The organism is Paenibacillus sp. FSL H8-0104, from assembly GCF_038050215.1.
Taxonomy (GTDB): Bacteria; Bacillota; Bacilli; order Paenibacillales; family Paenibacillaceae; genus Paenibacillus; species Paenibacillus amylolyticus.
Genome location: NZ_JBBOTC010000001.1, coordinates 3,405,795 through 3,424,028, shown reverse-complemented (window position 1 = coordinate 3,424,028; position 18,234 = coordinate 3,405,795). Strand labels below are relative to the sequence as shown.

General features: G+C 44.3%; 14 protein-coding genes. 3 read left to right on the top strand and 11 right to left on the bottom strand.

Annotated features, from left to right (window positions below):
* Nucleotides 1–11: 11 nt before the first annotated feature.
* Nucleotides 12–632, top strand: coding sequence for a TetR/AcrR family transcriptional regulator (locus tag NST38_RS15280; protein ID WP_243391223.1), 621 nt, complete (start codon nucleotides 12–14; stop codon nucleotides 630–632).
* Between the two features lie 91 nt (nucleotides 633–723).
* Here NST38_RS15280 and NST38_RS15275 read toward each other — a convergent pair whose 3' ends face one another.
* The 9 genes from NST38_RS15275 to NST38_RS15235 all read right to left on the bottom strand — a co-directional run bounded on the left by NST38_RS15275 (nucleotide 724) and on the right by NST38_RS15235 (nucleotide 14,031).
* The gene (locus NST38_RS15275; RefSeq protein ID WP_076253062.1) at nucleotides 724–2,985 is read right to left on the bottom strand and encodes a glycoside hydrolase family 3 N-terminal domain-containing protein; all 2,262 of its coding nucleotides are present in this window, start codon (nucleotides 2,983–2,985) and stop codon (nucleotides 724–726) included.
* A 98-nt stretch (nucleotides 2,986–3,083) separates the two neighbouring features.
* Nucleotides 3,084–4,004 carry a carbohydrate ABC transporter permease gene (locus tag NST38_RS15270; protein ID WP_036615816.1) on the bottom strand — a complete coding sequence of 307 codons (921 nt, stop codon included), beginning with the start codon at nucleotides 4,002–4,004 and terminating at the stop codon, nucleotides 3,084–3,086.
* A 15-nt stretch (nucleotides 4,005–4,019) separates the two neighbouring features.
* A complete protein-coding gene (locus NST38_RS15265) occupies nucleotides 4,020–4,961 on the bottom strand; it encodes an ABC transporter permease (RefSeq protein ID WP_047844314.1) in 942 nt (313 codons plus the stop codon).
* A gap of 177 nt (nucleotides 4,962–5,138) precedes the next feature.
* The gene (locus NST38_RS15260; RefSeq protein ID WP_076253061.1) at nucleotides 5,139–6,815 is read right to left on the bottom strand and encodes an ABC transporter substrate-binding protein; all 1,677 of its coding nucleotides are present in this window, start codon (nucleotides 6,813–6,815) and stop codon (nucleotides 5,139–5,141) included.
* A 42-nt stretch (nucleotides 6,816–6,857) separates the two neighbouring features.
* Nucleotides 6,858–8,519, bottom strand: coding sequence for an ABC transporter substrate-binding protein (locus tag NST38_RS15255; RefSeq protein ID WP_076253060.1), 1,662 nt, complete (start codon nucleotides 8,517–8,519; stop codon nucleotides 6,858–6,860).
* A gap of 121 nt (nucleotides 8,520–8,640) precedes the next feature.
* Nucleotides 8,641–9,069 carry a sensor histidine kinase gene (locus NST38_RS15250; RefSeq protein WP_341344010.1) on the bottom strand — a complete coding sequence of 143 codons (429 nt, stop codon included), beginning with the start codon at nucleotides 9,067–9,069 and terminating at the stop codon, nucleotides 8,641–8,643.
* Nucleotides 9,000–10,379: a sensor histidine kinase gene (locus tag NST38_RS15245; protein ID WP_341344009.1), complete on the bottom strand. Its 1,380-nt coding sequence runs from the start codon at nucleotides 10,377–10,379 to the stop codon at nucleotides 9,000–9,002. The genes NST38_RS15250 and NST38_RS15245 overlap by 70 nt, the downstream gene beginning before the upstream one ends.
* Entirely contained in the window at nucleotides 10,361–11,947 is a 1,587-nt protein-coding gene (locus tag NST38_RS15240; protein WP_076253058.1) for a response regulator, read from the bottom strand. Before NST38_RS15240 ends, NST38_RS15245 begins: the two co-directional genes overlap by 19 nt.
* A 101-nt stretch (nucleotides 11,948–12,048) precedes the next feature.
* Nucleotides 12,049–14,031 (bottom strand): hypothetical protein, encoded by a 1,983-nt coding sequence (locus tag NST38_RS15235; protein ID WP_076253057.1) that lies wholly within the window; start codon nucleotides 14,029–14,031, stop codon nucleotides 12,049–12,051.
* A gap of 159 nt (nucleotides 14,032–14,190) precedes the next feature.
* Here NST38_RS15235 and NST38_RS15230 point away from each other — a divergent pair, with 159 nt between their 5' ends.
* Together NST38_RS15230 and NST38_RS15225 are read left to right on the top strand one after the other, a co-directional pair.
* Nucleotides 14,191–14,727 carry an AraC family ligand binding domain-containing protein gene (locus tag NST38_RS15230; RefSeq protein ID WP_341344008.1) on the top strand — a complete coding sequence of 179 codons (537 nt, stop codon included), beginning with the start codon at nucleotides 14,191–14,193 and terminating at the stop codon, nucleotides 14,725–14,727.
* A 16-nt stretch (nucleotides 14,728–14,743) separates the two neighbouring features.
* Complete coding sequence (locus tag NST38_RS15225; RefSeq protein WP_341344007.1) at nucleotides 14,744–15,043, top strand: helix-turn-helix domain-containing protein; 300 nt, start codon at nucleotides 14,744–14,746, stop codon at nucleotides 15,041–15,043.
* A gap of 117 nt (nucleotides 15,044–15,160) precedes the next feature.
* On the opposite strand, the gene NST38_RS15220 is transcribed toward NST38_RS15225, so the two are convergent.
* Both NST38_RS15220 and NST38_RS15215 read right to left on the bottom strand, forming a co-directional pair.
* The gene (locus NST38_RS15220; protein WP_076253055.1) at nucleotides 15,161–17,479 is read right to left on the bottom strand and encodes a glycoside hydrolase family 95 protein; all 2,319 of its coding nucleotides are present in this window, start codon (nucleotides 17,477–17,479) and stop codon (nucleotides 15,161–15,163) included.
* Nucleotides 17,480–17,765: 286 nt separating this feature from the next.
* On the bottom strand, nucleotides 17,766–18,191 hold the full coding sequence (locus NST38_RS15215; RefSeq protein ID WP_036671145.1) for a MarR family winged helix-turn-helix transcriptional regulator: 426 nt from the start codon (nucleotides 18,189–18,191) through the stop codon (nucleotides 17,766–17,768).
* Between the last annotated feature and the right edge of the window lie 43 nt (nucleotides 18,192–18,234).

The following is an 18,234-nucleotide window of genomic DNA, read 5'->3' as shown; positions in this document are numbered from 1 at the left end:
GGCATCAACAATTGGGAAATAAACATCGTGATGATTTGATTGCAGCAGGTAAGGAGCTTTTTTTGAAATATGGATTGCTCCAGGTGAAGATTAAGGATGTATGTACGAAAGCTGAACTTAGTAGAGTGACCTTTTATAAACATTTCCAGTCAATGGATGAACTTCTTCTAGCCATTCAGATGCAACTGATCGAACATTTAACGGATGAGGTTAGCCGTGCTTCAACGAAGGACTTAAACGGGCGGGAACAACTCACGGTTATGTTGAATGCATGGGTTGTTTATGCCGAGAATCATCCAGACTACATCCGGTTTATTCAATTGTTTGATATCAACTATGAGATGTATGATTTTAGCCCTGAATTAAGAGAAGAGTATGATAAGTTCAACCAGAACGGGAAAGAAAATCATTTCCTGATGGACGCTTTATCCCAAGGTGTTGTTGACGGCAGTATTAAGAATCCGTCCCCTCCGCTGGATCTGGCTCAGTTTATCTTCACAACGATGATGGGCATGCTCCAGCGCATGGTAACTATTCGTGGTGCTCATGATAATTCATTGGATATGCGGATGACGGAGCAATTTGTGAAGATGCTGCTTCATTTTGTTTGTAGCGAAGAAATACCCGAGTGATGGCATGGTACATGGATCGATAAAACAAAAGTTTGAAATAAAAAACGGATTCCGTATGCTGGAATCCGTTTTTTTCTTCATTAATTAAGCGTTAATCCGTTAGTACGGGTAATTGTCCTCCAGCTTTCAGTTGACCAAGCAATACTTTGATCCCGGCAGACGTATTTGGCTCCTGCTTTCCATACACAGCAATTCCTGAGCGCACGTTCTGCAAATAGATCGTTTCGTAAGGGTTACCGAGAGACAACAGCGTGTATCGCTGATTACTCTTGTTCATTGCATTAATCAAGGTTTGATAATCACTCCACCCGAACTGGCTGGCCACATTGCGGAATTGGTAAGAAGCAAGAATGACATAATTGGCTTTGCCAATCGCCTGGAGCGTTTCATTCATGTTGCCTTGTCCAACAAGTGATATTTCAGTCTTTAACGACAGGTTATTAGCGGCTTGCAACAGTTGTTTCTCAAGCTGTTTCGCCTGTTCCTGCTCGGCTGCGACAATAACAACCCGGTCGCCTTGCTGAATTGGATCAGGAAGCACACCTTCGCGACTGCTGAGTACAGTGACCGCTCGCTCTGCGATTGTCTGCTCCACTGCTCGGTGCGCCTTCGATCCGATGATACCGTTAAGCTGAGTTAGCTTTTGCGCAAGAGTTTGACTGCGTTCAAATAAACCATATTTCGCTTTCATCTCCAAGATTCGTTTCACAGATGCATGTATGGTTTCATCCTTGATCGTTCCATTGTTCACCGCGTTTACCAGCGTTTGATGGGCCGCTGCTGAATTTTTTGGCATAAGGATGATATCAACACCTGCGGAAACGGCTCGTTCTACCGATTGATTCTCCCCAAAATGCTCTGCAATTGCATTCATGGTAAAGGCATCCGACACAATGAGACCTTCATATCCAAGCTCTCCGCGAAGCAGTCCTGTCAGTACCTTTTTCGATAAGGTGGCAGGAATCGGCACACGTTCACCGTCCTTGAGGGAAGTAACATGTTCGTTGTCAATGGCAGGGAAAGCAATATGCGCGGTCATAATCATCTCTACATCATTTTTGATTGCAGCCCGAAACGGTTTTAATTCTACCGCATCAAGCCGTTCTCGGTTATGGGCAAGCACAGGCATACCAAGATGGGAATCTACCGTTGTATCTCCATGTCCCGGAAAATGCTTAACTGCCGCCATCACCCCTGATTGCTGTAGCCCTTTTATTGTTGCCAGACCAAGCCGTGTCACCATATCCGCATCCGAGCCAAACGACCGTATACCAATGATGGGGTTATCTGGATTGCTGTTGATGTCCAGCACTGGCCCAAAATTAATCTGCAGTCCCAGTGCCTTCAGCTCCTCCCCTGTCAGCTGACCAGCTGCTTCGGCTAGTGTTGCATCTCCAGTTGCGCCAAGCGCCATCTGACCTGGCAGGTTCGTACCGCCTGGTATTCGCTTAATAACGCCTCCTTCTTGGTCGATGCTAAGAAATAGAGGAATGTCACCTGCTTCTCTTTGTATATCATGTGTGAACGTTGTAAGCTGCGTCACGTCTACAATATTTTTGTCAAAAAGAATAAGTCCGCCCAAGTCCTGATCATGGATCGTGCGTTTCAGCCCCTCATTAACGGTCGTTGTCGCTTTACCATTCCATTGCCTAATGTCGGGCATAAGCATCTGACCAACTTGCTCGCTCACCGTCATATAGGATATCAGTTTGTCCCAATCTTGTGTCCGAATGGCCGCTTCACGTTCGAAGCGAATTACTCTCGCCATAAATACGGCATATTCAGCACGCGTGACAGCTTGACTCGGACGGAAGGTGGCATCTGAATAACCGCCGACCAAGCCGTTTGAACTCATAATAAGAATGGGTGCTGCTGCCCAATGCCTGTCCGTGTCTGTCCATTTTGCGGCGTTCTTACCTTCCACGAGTGCATATGCCCGTGTAAGGAAGGCCGCAGTCTCTGCGCGGCTAAGTGGTGCGTCCGGACGGAAAGTTCCGTTAGGAAAACCACTTGCAAGTCCATTTTTAGCAGCTATCATGATTTCTCGATGGAAAGGATGTGTAGTTGGAACATCGGAATAAGTTGTGCCTTCCACTGCTCTTTGAAGCTGATCTGAATAGGGCTCGCGCACCATAAAAGTGACAGCTTGTGCCCTTGTCACAAGTGCCTCTGGCTTGAAGATCCCATTGCCGTATCCGGCTACTGTTCCCCGTTTCGCCATATACGTGATGCCATCCTCTGCCCACTTTGAATACTTTAGATCAACAAACGTTTCTTCCGCAGCTGCCGTTCCCACCCCTATAAGCATAGAGCCAACAACGGCACCAATAATCGTCATCCATTTTACATGCATTTGTTTCACTCCTGTTGTATTCTATGGATGAATAGACGTTACTACGGTATAGTTTGTTGCGTTTTCATAAGTTCAATGAAATTATATTCAGGTCATGACTATCCCTTCACGCCACCAATCGTCATACCCTGGACAAAGTATTTCTGTAAGAACGGATACACCATCAGAATAGGAACACTTGCAATAATGGTCATGGTCGCTCGAATCGAGGTTGGTGTGACCGCCGTTGCATTGCTTTCGGCAGACTGATAAGCATCACTTGCTGATGAAGTCGCTGAGGTCGTTGAAGTTTGTAGAATCTTCATCAACTCATATTGCAATGTGCTTAATTCTTTATTGGAAGAGTTGTACAGGAATACATCGAACCAGGAATTCCATTGTCCCACAGCTACAAAGAGTGATACGGTTGCCATTGCGGGAATCGTTAGCGGCAGGACAACGCGGATAAATGTCGTGAACTCCCCTGCCCCGTCAATACGGGCTGACTCCAGAATGCCTTCAGGAAGACCCTCAATAAATGAACGGATGACGATCATATTGAAGACACCGATTACACCCGGAATGATATATACCCAGAAGGAACCGATCAATCCAAGGTCTCGAATCAGCAGATAACCGGGGATCAACCCCCCGCTGAAATACATGGTGAATACAAAAAACATCGTAACAAACTTGCGAAGCACAAATTCCTGACGACTAACCGTATACGCGAGCATGGCTGTACAGAAGACGGACACCACGGTTCCAATGATCGTACGCAGCGCCGAGATCAGAGTTGCGTGATAAATATCGGATTCGCCAAAAATGTATTTGTAGTTGTCCAGTGTCCATACACGAGGCCATAGATATATTCCACCCCGAATGGCATCGTTTGCATTATTGAAGGATACGGCAATCATATTAACAAAGGGATAAATCGTCACAATCATCAAACATACCATGAAGATGATGTTAAAGGTGTCAAACGCTCGATCCCCGGTGCTGCTATTCCGCAAGCGGGATGTGTTTCCTTTTCGCATGGCATAGGCCTCCTTTTAGAATAGTCTGCTCTCTCCCATTTTTTTCGCTATATAGTTCGCTGAGAAAAGGAAGATGAAGCTGACCACCGTTTTGAATATGCCAGCTGCTGTACCTAAGGAAAAGTTCCCCATCCCTAATCCATATTTCAGTACAAAGATGTCCAGATTCTCCGAATAGTCCATATTCATCCCGTTACCCAGCAGATATTGCGGTTCGAATCCGGATTCAAGAATACTTCCCATGTTCATGATCAACAAGATCACAATAACCGGTTTCAAGCCAGGCAGGGTGATATATAACATCCGTTTGAAGCGACTGGCTCCATCAATCTCGGCAGCCTCATATTGCGCCGGATCAATTGCCGTAATTGCTGCCAGATAGATAATGGTGTTCCAACCGACATCTTTCCAGACCTCAGTTGCCCCCAGAATACCCCAGAAGTATTCTCCTTTCCCCATCCATAGTACCGGACTGTCAATCAGGTGAAGCTTCATCAGCAGCAGATTGATAATTCCGTCTGGTGACAGGACTGTTAATACAATGCTGGAAGCAACAACCCACGAGATAAAGTGAGGCAGATAACTGACGGTTTGCACAAAACGTTTAAATATGACATTTTTCAGCTCATTCAACAAGAGAGCCAGCGTAATTGCTGTCACAAATCCCAACACCAGTTTAATGGAACTCATAACGAGTGTATTTCGCAACACCCGGTAGAAGGTATTGTCTTCAAATAACGTACTAAAATGTTGCCAACCTACCCATTGCTGATCCGAGAAGGACCTTGCCGGTTTGAAATTCTGAAAAGCCATGGTCCATCCCCATAACGGCAGGTACTTGAAGATAAAAGCCCAGATGACAAAAGGAATACACATCCAGGCAAGCGTTCGTTGCTGCACAAGTCGCTTAAAGAACGAGTGTGCTCTGGTTCCCTTCGGACTCGAGGCTGGAGGCATCGAGTTAAGGGAGACATTAGGTTTCTCCACGGTGAACCTGCTCCTTTCCTGTGCTGTTATTCATGCGAGGAGAAGCCGGAGTTTATGCTCTTTCGTCTTCTCCTGCGCATGTAACAGTTTGTTTTAAAGAGGTTGTTCAAAAAGTCCGCTTTTGAACACGCACTTAAAGTGTTCGTATTACCATTTTCCTGCAACACGATCCTTCACAACTTTGGTAATGGTCGCTTCATAACCAGCTTTGTCCAATTTGTTCAATTCAGCCATGTAGGCATCCCACAGCTTATCAAAATTCGATGGTGCTCCCAAGATCATTTCCGGTAAGTATTTACGTTGCAGATCATCCGATTTGGTGGTGAAGATCTGTTCAGGTGATCCTTGTTCAAGGGCGATGGACCATGCCGGGAACCAAGGCCGCTCTTCCGGTTTGTTAAACAATTCACTAAAGGTTTGGATACCGTAGGCTTCAAGGAATTTCTTATCTCCCTCGGTGTAAGATGCAGCGGCCACTTCCGGCTGGTTGCCAGGGCTATAAGCGTTACCATCGGTTAGTGTAGATTCACCGCCATATTTCGGCCAGTCTGTCCCAAAGTAGGTGAACCCGAATTTACGGCTGAGCTCCAGATCATCATGAGCCTTGCGTTGATCTTCATTTGCATAATAGAATCGGCCCTTTTCATCCACACTGTACGTCTCATCCTTGATTCCCCATTGCACCAGAACCTGATTCTCTTCCTTCAGCAAATTATCAAAATATTTGATGATACGAACAGGGTCTTTGGCATTCACCGAGATACCTGTTGCATAGTTGTTGACAAAGCCGGGAGGATCCACATACTGATCCTTGATTCCTTCATCAAACACAATCGGAAGTGGAGCGTAGCGCTTCTCATCAATGCCTGCAGAGAGCAAGTTTTTCGATGCATCCCCAATCTGCCAGCCATAATTGAAGTATCCTAACACACGACCCGAAGTCAGCTTGGCCAAGTACTGGTCTTTGTTCATCGTAAAGGATTCCGGATCAAGCATGCCTTGAGCATTGATTTCATTTAACTTCTGAATCCATTTTTTCTGAGCATCTGTTCCCGCGACGACTTTTGCTTCATGGGTTTTCATGTCGACCATGACACTGCCATCGTTCGGATAACCGGCGAGATGCATCGCTGGATTTTGCAAGGTGAAGAAGTTATTGGCCACACCCGCAAGTGACACAAATCCGATCGTCTCTGCACCGTCGACAGTTGGATGTTTTTCCTTATAATCCTGAATTAGATCAAAATATTCATCCAGTGTAGTGATCTTGGGATAATCAAACTCTTTGAGCACAGATCGTTGAATCCAGAAAGCTCCTCCGCCCACATTTGGGCTACCTGAATACTCACCCTGATTAGCCGTATAAGGCAGGGCATAGATTTTTCCATCTTCGGCATTTTTCATTTTATCGAAATATGGTCCATACACCCTTTTGATATTAGGACCGTATTCCTCAATCAGATCATCCAGCGGAATATAGGCACCTGCATCCAGTAACTTGGACATCTCACCACTGGAGCTAATGACATCAGGATAGTCTCCACTGGCAATCATGACACCGGCTTTTGTAGCACTATCACCTACCAGATATTCCATCTTCCAGTCCACACCAGTCTGCTCTTGCAACGCTTTACCGATGGTAGTTTCGCTTGCCAGAACATCCTTCTTGCCTGGAGAGAACATGTAATACGAGAACGTGACTGAACTGTTCTCATCATCACCTGTGGCTGAAGGCGCTGATGACGAACTGTTTTGACTGCACCCAGCCAGCAAAGCTGTTAGTAATACAGCTAAACCCGCTGTTCTAAATTTTGGTTTTAACATGTGAATATTCCCCCGTTCCGTGTTTTCTCTCGTGGATTACACTCACCATTTGCCAGCTACACGATCCTTAACTGCCTGTGTTATCGTAGCTTCGTATGTTTTCTTGTCGAGTTGATTCAATTGACTCATATATTCATTCCATGTGTTCTCGAAAGTGGAAGGCGAATCCATAATCATTTTGGGTAAATATTTCTTCTGGAGGTCTTCTGCCTTGGTGATAAAAATCTGTTCAGGAGAGCCCTGCTCCAGTGCAATAGACCAAGCAGGAGACCAAGGACGCTCATCCGGTGTGCTGAATAGTTCTGTGAATGTCTCCACACCATATTTCTCTAACAACAGCTTGTCACCGTCCGTGTAACTAAAGGTAGCCACTTCTGGTTGGTTGCCCGGTCCATAGGCGTTGCCATCCTCCAGCACGGAGTTATTCCCGTAACGAGGCCAGCTGTAATTAAAATAGTCAAAGCCGAATTTACGACTTAATTCTGGATCTTCATGTGCCTTGCGTTGGTCATCATTTTCAAAGTAAAAGCGACCCTCATCATTCACACTATACGTCTCGTTCTCAACACCCCATTGAACCAGAATCTGGTTTTCTTCCTTGAGCAAATTATCAAAATATTTAATAATTCGCACGGGATCTTTGGCATTTACGGTAATTCCGACACCGTAGTTGTTCACAAAACCTGGCGGGTCCACATACTGGTCTTTGACACTGTCATCAAATACGATCGGGAGAGATACGTATCGTTTATCGTCAATACCAGCCTTCTTGAGGTTGTTCGTTGCATCTCCAACTTGCCAGGAGTAACTGAAATATCCCAGCACCCGACCGGACGTCAACTTGGCGAGATACTGATCCTGGTTCATTGTGAAGGATTCTGGATCAAACATCCCCTGTGCGTTAACCTCGTTCAGCTTCTGAATCCATTGTTTCTGATAATCAGATCCGGCTACCAGTTTGGCTTCATGACTCTGCATATCCACCATCACACTGCCATCGTTTGGATAACCTGCCAGATGCATAGCCGGATTTAGCAGGGTGAAAAAGCTGCCCGATTCACCCGCAAGTGTGGCGAAGCCGATGGTTTCTTTTCCATCGATCTGCGGATGCTTTTGCTTGTATTGCTCAATCAAGTCAAAATATTCGTCCAGCGTTTTGATCTTGGGATAGTTAAACTCTTTTAACACAGCACGCTGAATATAAAAGCCGGTCTGAAAATTAGGCTCTGACACATAACCGATGTTGGCAGTGTATGGCAAGAAGTATATCTTTCCATCCTCCTGTCTGAATTTGTCCATATAAGACCCGTATACCCGCTTGATGTTAGGCCCGTATTGATCGATCAGTTCATCCAGCGGGATAAAAGAACCTGCATCCATCAATTTGGCCATTTCACCACTGGAGTCGATGATGTCGGGGTAATCCCCACTCGCAATCATTACACCTGCCTTGGTTGCACCGTCACCGACCAGATATTCCATCTTCCAGTCAACGCCTGTTTGTTCCTGTAGCTTCTTGCCAATGGTCGTGCTGCTTGCCAGAATGTCCTTCTTGCCACCGCCAAACGTGAAATATTTAAAGGTGACCGGGGTGTTGTCATTACTGTCAGGATAAGAGGCTTCCGGGCTGGCTTTATTACAACCTGCCAGGGTTACAGCCAGTAAAATGGCCAGACCTGTTATCATGTTTTTTTTTCTAAACATGTAGCAAATGCCCCCTTAACGTATTGTTTGTGTCATTAAGCCTTCTCAATATATCAAGATAGCGCTTTCAAAGTTACCCATGAAAGTGTACCTCCTACTTTGAAAAGTATATCCCTCGTATTTAGTCGCCTGGCATGGCTGATGGATCAAGTGGAAGCTTAATTTGAATACGCGTACCTTCTCCTTCCCATGTCTCGATGTCGAATGTAAAGTGATTTTTATAACAAAGTTTTAAGCGACTATACGCATTTTTCATGCCAACATGCTCTCCCATATCGGTGTTTTGATCCAGGTAACTTAACAACTCTTCCAATTTTGCTTGTGACATCCCTATACCGTTATCCGTTAGTCTGATATGGAGCTGGTCATTTTCCATTGAAACGACGAGTTGAATGATGCCTACACCCGGAGATGACTCAATTCCATGAATACTTGCATTCTCAACAAAGGGAAGGATAACCATCTTGGGGATTCGGTACATCAGTACCGCAGGATCTGCCTCAATGGTATATTGGAGTTTTTCTCCAAAGCGGTATTTCTGAATTTGCAAAAACTCTCGATGAGTTCCAATTCTTCCTTCACTATCACATCATTCTGATTCCAACTAATCGACTTGCGAAACATCTTGGCCATGTTATGCACGATTTTGGCAGTCTCTTTCTCACCTTTGATGAGGCTCCGCATACGTACCGACTCCAGCGTATTAAACAAAAAATGTGGGTTGATCTGACTATGGAGCGCATGAAGTTGTGCTTCCTGCTGCTTCAACTCCAGGTCTTTCTTTTGGATGTCGGCGAGATATACCTCATGAATCAGGTTATGGATCGTCTCGGTCATTCGATTAAATTCCATCGTGAGTTGACCTATTTCATCTCTTGCATCTTCAGGCGGAATCGTCTGGAAATTCTGTGTTTTTACTTTTTTCATATGTTTTAGAATACGCACCAGCCTGACATGGATGGATCTGGACATCGCCGCGATGATAATAGAAGGCAGGACAAAATTAATGCAAGCCAGCCATACGACGAAGGAACGGGACTTCCGCACCTCCTTCAACACAATTTCTTCATCCATCACTCCATGCAGGGACCACCCTTCCAGATAGTTAATACCTGTATACGTAATCTCAAAGGGAATCATTTTGTTTGGAAACTGGATCTCGCTGTAACGTTTCCCTATCTGAGCTTCTTCTGCTGTAGGATCATTTGAAAATTGGATGTGTCCCCCCGGATCAAGAAGATACACTTTTCCATCAAATCCGCTGTTGTGAAAATACTGCTTGATCATATCCATATTCAGGTCAATTTTAAGTAACTGCTCTCTCCCCCCAGTGTCCAGATTGTCGAGCCTTTGAAACAGACTTAACATCTGATCCGATGAGATCAATGCCGGATAAGGGGCGGAGTATGCCTGAAATTGAACGTACCAGTCCGAGTTGCGGACATCGTCAGTTAAACGATCAATATAACCGGAAGATAAAATGGTAGAATTATCGGTATACACTTGATACCAGCGAATCCCCTGATTCATTTGCCCGGAGAATTGCCCTTTTAGATAGGAATTATAAGCGTCAATGTACTCAAAATGACTTTGAAATGAACGGGAGATGGTGTCGTTGAATACAGGGTCAGTATATAACGAATAAGAGAGGCCGACGCCCTGATCAATGGTTACTCGCAGGTCATTCTTCAGATTGTTCAGTGCCATGCCGGCATCACGAGTTTTCTGACTGCGAATATTGGCAGATGTGACATTGTAGAACACCACATTGGTAACAACGATGGGAATAAACACAGATAAGACATACATAAGCAGTAGCTTATCTCGAAGCTTCATGTAATTCAGGTTCCATCTTGGCATTGTGCACCTCGCTGCTCATTTCCCATAAGGAGATTGCGATACTCTGTAGGTGATAACTTAACCAATTTCTCAAACTGAGTTACAAAATAATCCGCATTCTGAAATCCTACACGTGCAGCAACCTCGTACATTCTCAGATCCGTCTGGCGCAATAACTTCTTCGCTTCATGAATCCGCAGGTTGAGCAGATAGTCATTAAAGTATTGATTGTAACTTTTGCGGAATAATCGCCCAAGATAAACGGGGTTCATGTAGAAGAGCGCAGCAATGCTTTTGAGATTGATGTTCTCGGTATAATTTGTATCAATATATCGTTTGATCTTGCTGATATCCCCTTTGGATCGCTCCATTCGTAAATGAGAGACATAATCCTCGGCTTCCTCCAACGCGATGAGAAATGCATTTTTCAATAGTCGTAAATTCCAACCTTCATGACTTTGTTGTGCCAGCTCCTTTAGCTGCTGTAGACCTTCATCATTACCACCCATTTCATGGACCACAGCGAGAATACCCGTTATATAACGCAAAAGAGAACCCCATACAGCCTGAGAAGAAAATCGATTCATATGAAACAATTTGAATTTCTCTTCTACAATCTTGTGGTAAGCTGACCTATTCCCCTCTTCCAGGCTCAGAATTAATTGATCCACCTCGTCCTGGTATACATTGAAAACAAACAGTGGTTTGTCCTTGATCTCCGTATAACGTACGACACCACCAGTTTCAGCATATTTATGCTTGGCTGCTTCTTCAGCCGCCATAAGGGATTGTGGGACATCACCAATTTCTTTGACGAGTGTTCCTGCGTAAAGACCGATATCCAGGTTGAACCTTTTGCTCAGTGTTATATGAATATTATGTAGGTTATCCTGTAACGCCGAGCCTCCTTGATGATGATCAGGCCACAACAGTAATAAAGTAAACATGCCGCGTTGTTGCTCACTGATGAACATTTTGCATAAATTACTCTCCAGAGAATGTACTGCTTCACGTAGCTGTTCAATCGTAATTTTAATTGCACCTAATCCGGTCTGAAGTTCAATCAAAGTTATGAGCAGACTGGAGTTACGATTGATCCCAAGCATCTCAGCATATCGATGTTCATCCTCCTTCTGTACATGGCCTTTGATCACATCCTCCAGCATGATGTTACTGGCCTGTCCCTCAGCCAAAAGAATATGTTTTCTTTTATTGCAAATCAGATTAGCCGACTTCTGCAACGTGGCCGTCAGTTCTTCATCATCAATAGGCTTCAGGATATAGTCATGAACGCCGTACCGGATTGCCTGCTGTGCATATTTGAAGTCATGATAACCACTGATGATAATGAACACAGGTTCGAGAAGTGGCATTTTCTCTACGGCACGTATAAGTTCCAGTCCATCCAGAATTGGCATGCGGATATCTGTTATAATCACGTCTGGTTGCAGGCATTTAATCAGATTTAATGCCTCTGCACCGTTCTCTGCCTCTCCGATAATCTCCATGTTAAGATCCATCCAATTTATGAGTTCATACAGCCCTTTTCGTACATACATCTCATCATCTACCAGTAATACTTTTAACATCCGTTTGTCCCCTTTCCTCCAACGAAAATAAACCGCCGGTAGCGTCTCTCCCTATCGGCGGCATCTAATATGGTGACTGTTGTAGTTATTGCATAATACATTCATTCATGTCGCGCATAATCCCAATAGTCGCCAACGAGGCCTTCGATGATCGATCCACTGGCCCATGGCATCAGGCAAAACCAGGTGCTGGCTGGTGTACCATCCGCATATTTTTCAGTGACCAGTCCTTCCGAATGACAGAAGCGTTCAGACATCCATCCTTTTTTGCCATAGCCGAATTCTTGATCATAACGATTATAGGTCTGACAACCCCACCCGATGGTATCCATCATACGTTGACGAACATAATTCTCTTCCCGCTGTCCCACATAATACAATAGCTCATCCACTAGATTGCTGGACATGGGGTGAATATGCGGATTAGCTACTGAAGTAACACTTCCTCCGGAACTGGACCAGCCTAATGTACTGAGTGGCGGAATCTTAATAGGTGAGTTGTAACAAAATTTGAAGCTGAATTCATAACTGATCGCATCTCTCATGTGATCTAGATACAGCTCGTCACCGGTCAACGCGTGCAGAAACCGAACAGCTTTGATGTAAGCCAGAATGCCTTCCGAATCCACTGCCTTGTCCGCATCCAGTGGAGCGCCGTAACATTCCATGTGTTGTACATAGGTATTGTAATAGTGGGCTTCACTGCGTCTGAGCTCTTCCAGAGAAGATTCATCATGGGTTAACCAACAGTGATATGCCTTGGCAGCAAGACACCAGACCCCACTAAAGGCATCATATTCAAGACCTGCTCCGGTCCGCTCTGACAAAATGGTGGGGTATTCTCCATCCGTATTCTTCGTGCACTCCAGACCATCAAGTATTTGTTTGACGTAAGCAAGCCAATCATCGTGTCTCACATTTCGAATGCGCTTCTCATAATCGTAGCTTTTCAGAATGTAGAACATTGCTTGAGCTACAAGGTAAGAGGAATGTCCTGGGGTACGCATGCCGTCGAACCACCAGCCTTTAACACTCCATATCCCATCCTGATAGGCGTCATACGGAAGTCCGGATTCGGGATTCATGGCATTCTCGATAATATTGGTAATGCAGGATAACGCCTGCTGTCGCATGGGCTCATTATTCAGTCGCAGTGCGGCCATAAGCATTGGTGCAGCGATGGTCATACCATTTGTCCAACTGATTGAGATAATTTTGTTGTATCGGTAGCCACCGGTTTCAGCAGCATCTTCATATACGAATGTAGAATAATGACAATCCTCCGGAAGCCAGGCATACTCATAGATGGCATTGGACAAATCCGTTACCGTTGTCTGAATGTCACTTCCTTCTCTTGGTTTTTCGTGATACCTCTTATAGATTGTTTCCAGTGCTGGATTGATGCCCAGTTCTGATTCAGACTCGTAGTTATATAGTTCAAGTGTGAGCCCAACCGATTCACCTGCCGCAAGTTCAAAACAGTTTTCTCCAAGGGCAGCTCGCTCGTGGACAAGTCTGGATTTGATAAATAACAACGGAGCATTCTCATATCCCAACGTATATCCGACCGCACCCTTTTCAATAGAACATGTGAATCCCCCATATTGCACAAAGTTTCCTTCCATTCCTGGATACCATTGCTGCTTATGGCCTCCTGTATTGATCCAGTAGGGACTTGCGCTTAAACCAACAATCCGACCTTCATCATAGATAAGTGCAGCTGGATGAGACAGACGATCACTTCTTACCATCCACCAGGGTGATGAAGGACGAGAAGGACTGCCCTCCCTTAGCCTGGGGAACTCATTTGGAACATTCTGAGGCGCTTCACCCCGGTTGCGGCCATACATAAATGCAGGCAAAAAAAATCTCGGATTCTGTTTGTCCAACGGCATTTCCACATGAATAACTCCTGACCAGACATTCTGTCCCTCGTTGTAAATCTGAATGTCGGCTTGCCATGGAGCTTCTGCACTGCCGTTTCCGCTTATTACTTTAACGCTAGCTTTGAGAGCATGCTTGTCCAATGCCGTGTACTCTACGTTGTCCTGCACTCTACTCCGTGCCGTGAAAATCAGATCCATCTTTTCCTCCAATCGCGTTGTACACACCTGAGTGTAAACGCTTGCAATTATGTATCCATCATGCTAGGATGGTTACATTTTATAGGTTCACGTCTGCAATTTCATTGCACAAACGGCTATATTTATTGCGCGAAACGACAAGGAGGTCATATATCTGATATGAATGAGACTTCAGAATACCTGTTTGATCCAATCCAGAATGAGCTGTTGTATCTTCATCGTACCACCACGTATAATATGGGAACGTTTTATCATCGACATAATGCATATGAACTCTACTTATTTCTTCGTGGCAATGTAAACTTCTATATTGAGAACCGTTGTTACCATTTGCAACGTGGAGATCTGCTCGTTCTTAACCCGGAGGAGATGCACCGTTCCTTTGCCTTGGACAAAAACGAATATGAGAGAATCACCATAAATCTGAAAAAGTCATATCTGAACCGCTTGTCTACTTCAAGCACCAACTTATCCGCATGTTTCGACTACCGTCCCAAGGGTAAGGGTAATATCGTACATCTTGAAGAGGACGAACTTCAACGAGTGCTACAATTAGCTGGCGAACTTGAACAGTGTCTCTCATCAAGTGACTATGGAGCGGATATTCTGGGGAATATTTTGATTACACAGTTACTACTTCTAACGAATCTAACTTTTCCAAAATACGGATTTTGTTGCAACGGATATTATGCCTGAACTAGTTCGAAACACGATGGATTACATTGAATGTAATCTGACGAGGCAACTGACGCTCGAACAATTGTCAGAGGCTATGTTCACGAATAGCAGCTATATTAGTCGGCAATTTAAAAAGCATACCGGACTCACGATTCGAGCATACATTCTTAGTCGCCGTATAGAGCTGTCGAAATCTTATTTAATCGAAGGTTTAAGTATTACAGAGGCCTGTTATCAATCCGGTTTTGGAGATTATGCCAATTTTATTCGCAGCTTCACCAAGCAGGTCGGCACTTCACCTGGCAAATTTGTTAAATATGGAAGTCTGTTTTAAACATTGCATTGAGCAAAAACACGCCAACTCTTGCCTAATCTTATCTCAGCAAAAAAAAAGAGCGAATTTACCCGGCAATCCTGTCAGCCGGTATTCGCTCAGGTAATCGGTAAATTCTTATTGATTATTCCAGTCGTATCCTCTTAGTTCAATTATTGAATTGGGGCCAGGAAAGGTTAATTCTATTTTTTGGTCCAGATAGGACACGGTTACTCTTGTTTCTTCAATAGAGCGAATTCTGGTATTTAACAGACGACCATTTTCCCATTCCAGATCTATTTCAAATCCGCCACGAGCCCGAATACCACGAATATATCCTTTTGACCACGCTGATGGTAAAGCAGGTAACAATCTGATTACTTCGTTATGACTCTGGAGAAGCATCTCTGCTATCCCTGCAGTACCTCCAAAGTTCCCATCAATTTGAAATGGAGGATGGTCACAAAACAGATTGGGTAACGTGGAGGAACGTAGAAGTTCCACGATGTTATCGTGTGCAAGTTCCGACTCTTCTAATCGTGCCCACATGTTGAGAATCCACGCCCGGCTCCATCCTGTGTGTCCACCACCGTGTTCCAATCTTCTGTCGAGTGTTACACGAGCTGCCTTGGCCAGATCAGGCGTTGATTGCAACGTAATTTGCGTTCCAGGATGCAAAGCGAATAAATGGGAGATATGTCTGTGACCCGGTTCCAATTCATCATAATCGTTACTCCACTCTTGGATCTGGCCATGTTTTCCAATGGAGGTCTCCGGTATTTTGGTTAAAGCACTACGGAGTACTTCTCCGAATTCCTGATCTTCTTGCAATATTCCGGTACTTTCAATGCAACGCGTGAAGAGTTCTCTAATAATCTGATTGTCCATTGAAGCACCAAAACATAAAGCCCCCGACTCTCCATTATCTAATATATAGCGATTTTCCGGTGAGGACGAAGGACATATCACCCAATTGCCGGTAGGATCCTCTATTAGATAATCCAGAATAAAGATAGCCGCATCTTTCATCGTGGCGTAAGATTTTTTGAGAAATTGAACATCCTTATTGTATTCGTAGTGGTCCCATAGATGTAATGAAAGCCATGCTCCTCCCATGGTCCAAAACGTCGATGTCATGCATACATCCTGCGGAGCAGCGTCTGCCCAGATATCCGAATTGTGATGAGCAACGAACCCCTTGCAACCATACATGCTTTTAGCGGTTTCCTTTCCCCGGACTTGCAGTCGATCTATAAAATCAAACAATGGAACGTGACATTCAGACAGATTGCAGCTTTCTGCAGGCCAGTAGTTCATCTGTGTATTAATATTAATCGTATATTTGCTATCCCATACAGGAAGCATGTCTTTATTCCATATCCCTTGAAGATTTGCCGGTAAAGAACCTGGACGACTACTTGAGATAAGCAGATAGCGACCAAATTGAAAGTATAGACTCAGCAGTTCCGGATCATGCTGACCAGCTCTAAGCCGCTCAAGGCGCTGATCGATTGGAAGTTCGGAACATATCACATCTTTATTTTCATCTTCGAGATGTATATCCATCTTTTCGAATAAGGATTGATAGTCCGAGACATGATCGGCGAGCAGTTCGCTATATGGTTTTGCGGAAGCAGCATCAATCCTGCGGAGGCACTCCACTTCGAGTTGTTCCTTAGGTACTCGGAAATCCGTGCAAGCCGTGATTAGAATAGTCGCTGAATTACCATCCTTCAGAGAAAGCTGGCCGCTTGAATAATGAACCTGCCCTCCTTCAGATATAAGGCGAATCGCACAACAAAATCGGATTCCTTCTTCTCCCCCACTTCTTCCCCGGATGATCAAGTCATTCGTTCCACGCTTCTCGATCCGGTCCAGATAGGATTGGAAACCAACAGGATGCTTAAGAATATCGGAATAGGATGTTGATTCCAGAACGGTTCCCCTGCCAAAAACAGTGGAGAAAGATAACTTTCCAGGCACGCTAGATTTGAGATGAACAACGAGCACTTGATCCGGGTAGCTAGCAAAATATTCTCGGCTGTAAATGGATTGATCTGCGGTATAATTCACGTTTACCTTGCCTTGTTCCAGATCGAGATGTCTTTGATATCCATTTGGTTCATGTTCACTGTGATCCATAGCGATATAGAAGTCCCCTAATGGCTCATAATGCCTTTGCCCGTCAGGAACACCTACCAGAGTATCTGCTGCGAGTTCTTCTGCTTCCCTAATCTTACCGTCAAAAATCAGGCTTCTGATCTGAGATAAAGATTCAAGTGCTTGAGGATTATTCCGCTGCATCGGCCCACCATACCACAGACTATCTTCATTAAGCTGAATTCTCTCGATCTGTGTTTTTCCAAAAATCATGCCTCCAAGAGTTCCATTTCCGATAGGCAATGCCTCTTCCCATGTCCCAGCAGGTTGATTAAACCAGATATTTTTGGTCTTCACGTTAAAACCTCCAACGAATTATAATTCCTCACATTTTCATGTTTAGTGTGTTCCGTTTGTATGTTCTTTCAGTGTACTGTAATCTCTTAAGCATCTAAATGAACAAAATTAACTTGAATTATCACAATCTTATCCCAACATTAGAGGTGTAATCGTGAATTCCGAAACTGACAGTACAAATTCTTTGTTCTGGGCAAGAAAGTATAGCTATTGGCAATAAAAAAAGCCGCTATTATAGCGGCTCTGTTTCGTTCATTTATTTAGCTTACGTGAATGTTGGCATAAGTTATAAAATATTTCGCTCCATTTGTTGCATGAATTGCCTCAATATCAGCCGATCTTCCGAAGAAATGGATTGAAGTAGTTTCTCTTGTTGCTCTCTCCATTTATGCTCAACCGGTTTTTCTAATTCTTTGCCCTTATCGGTTAGAAAGATACGCATGATCCTTGCATCCTGTACATCACGTTTGCGATATATAAATCCGTTCTGTTCCAGTGATTTGACCATGTTTGTAACCGTTGGTGGTTCGCATTTCATATGTTCACTTAGTTGCATCTGGGTTACCCCATCACCCAACCACAGCCGATACAACAGATTATCTTGTCCTACATAGAGATTAAGTTCCCGAAGAGATTCACTATAATTTCGACGCATTTGGGAGGAAATTCGATCTAAAGACTGTCGAATTTCACAATCTACTGTATCTGTCATGAACGATCCCTCCCTAACATCCGAATTATATTTAGCAGACTAA

Coding starts and splice junctions, on each gene's coding strand:
- NST38_RS15275 (WP_076253062.1), bottom strand. CDS start 2,985: ATGCATGTAAAATGGATGACGATTATTGGTGCCGTTGTTGGCTCTATG.
- NST38_RS15270 (WP_036615816.1), bottom strand. CDS start 4,004: ATGCGAAAAGGAAACACATCCCGCTTGCGGAATAGCAGCACCGGGGAT.
- NST38_RS15265 (WP_047844314.1), bottom strand. CDS start 4,961: ATGCCTCCAGCCTCGAGTCCGAAGGGAACCAGAGCACACTCGTTCTTT.
- NST38_RS15260 (WP_076253061.1), bottom strand. CDS start 6,815: ATGTTAAAACCAAAATTTAGAACAGCGGGTTTAGCTGTATTACTAACA.
- NST38_RS15255 (WP_076253060.1), bottom strand. CDS start 8,519: ATGTTTAGAAAAAAAAACATGATAACAGGTCTGGCCATTTTACTGGCT.
- NST38_RS15245 (WP_341344009.1), bottom strand. CDS start 10,379: ATGCCAAGATGGAACCTGAATTACATGAAGCTTCGAGATAAGCTACTG.
- NST38_RS15240 (WP_076253058.1), bottom strand. CDS start 11,947: ATGTTAAAAGTATTACTGGTAGATGATGAGATGTATGTACGAAAAGGG.
- NST38_RS15235 (WP_076253057.1), bottom strand. CDS start 14,031: ATGGATCTGATTTTCACGGCACGGAGTAGAGTGCAGGACAACGTAGAG.
- NST38_RS15230 (WP_341344008.1), top strand. CDS start 14,191: ATGAATGAGACTTCAGAATACCTGTTTGATCCAATCCAGAATGAGCTG.
- NST38_RS15225 (WP_341344007.1), top strand. CDS start 14,744: ATGGATTACATTGAATGTAATCTGACGAGGCAACTGACGCTCGAACAA.
- NST38_RS15215 (WP_036671145.1), bottom strand. CDS start 18,191: ATGACAGATACAGTAGATTGTGAAATTCGACAGTCTTTAGATCGAATT.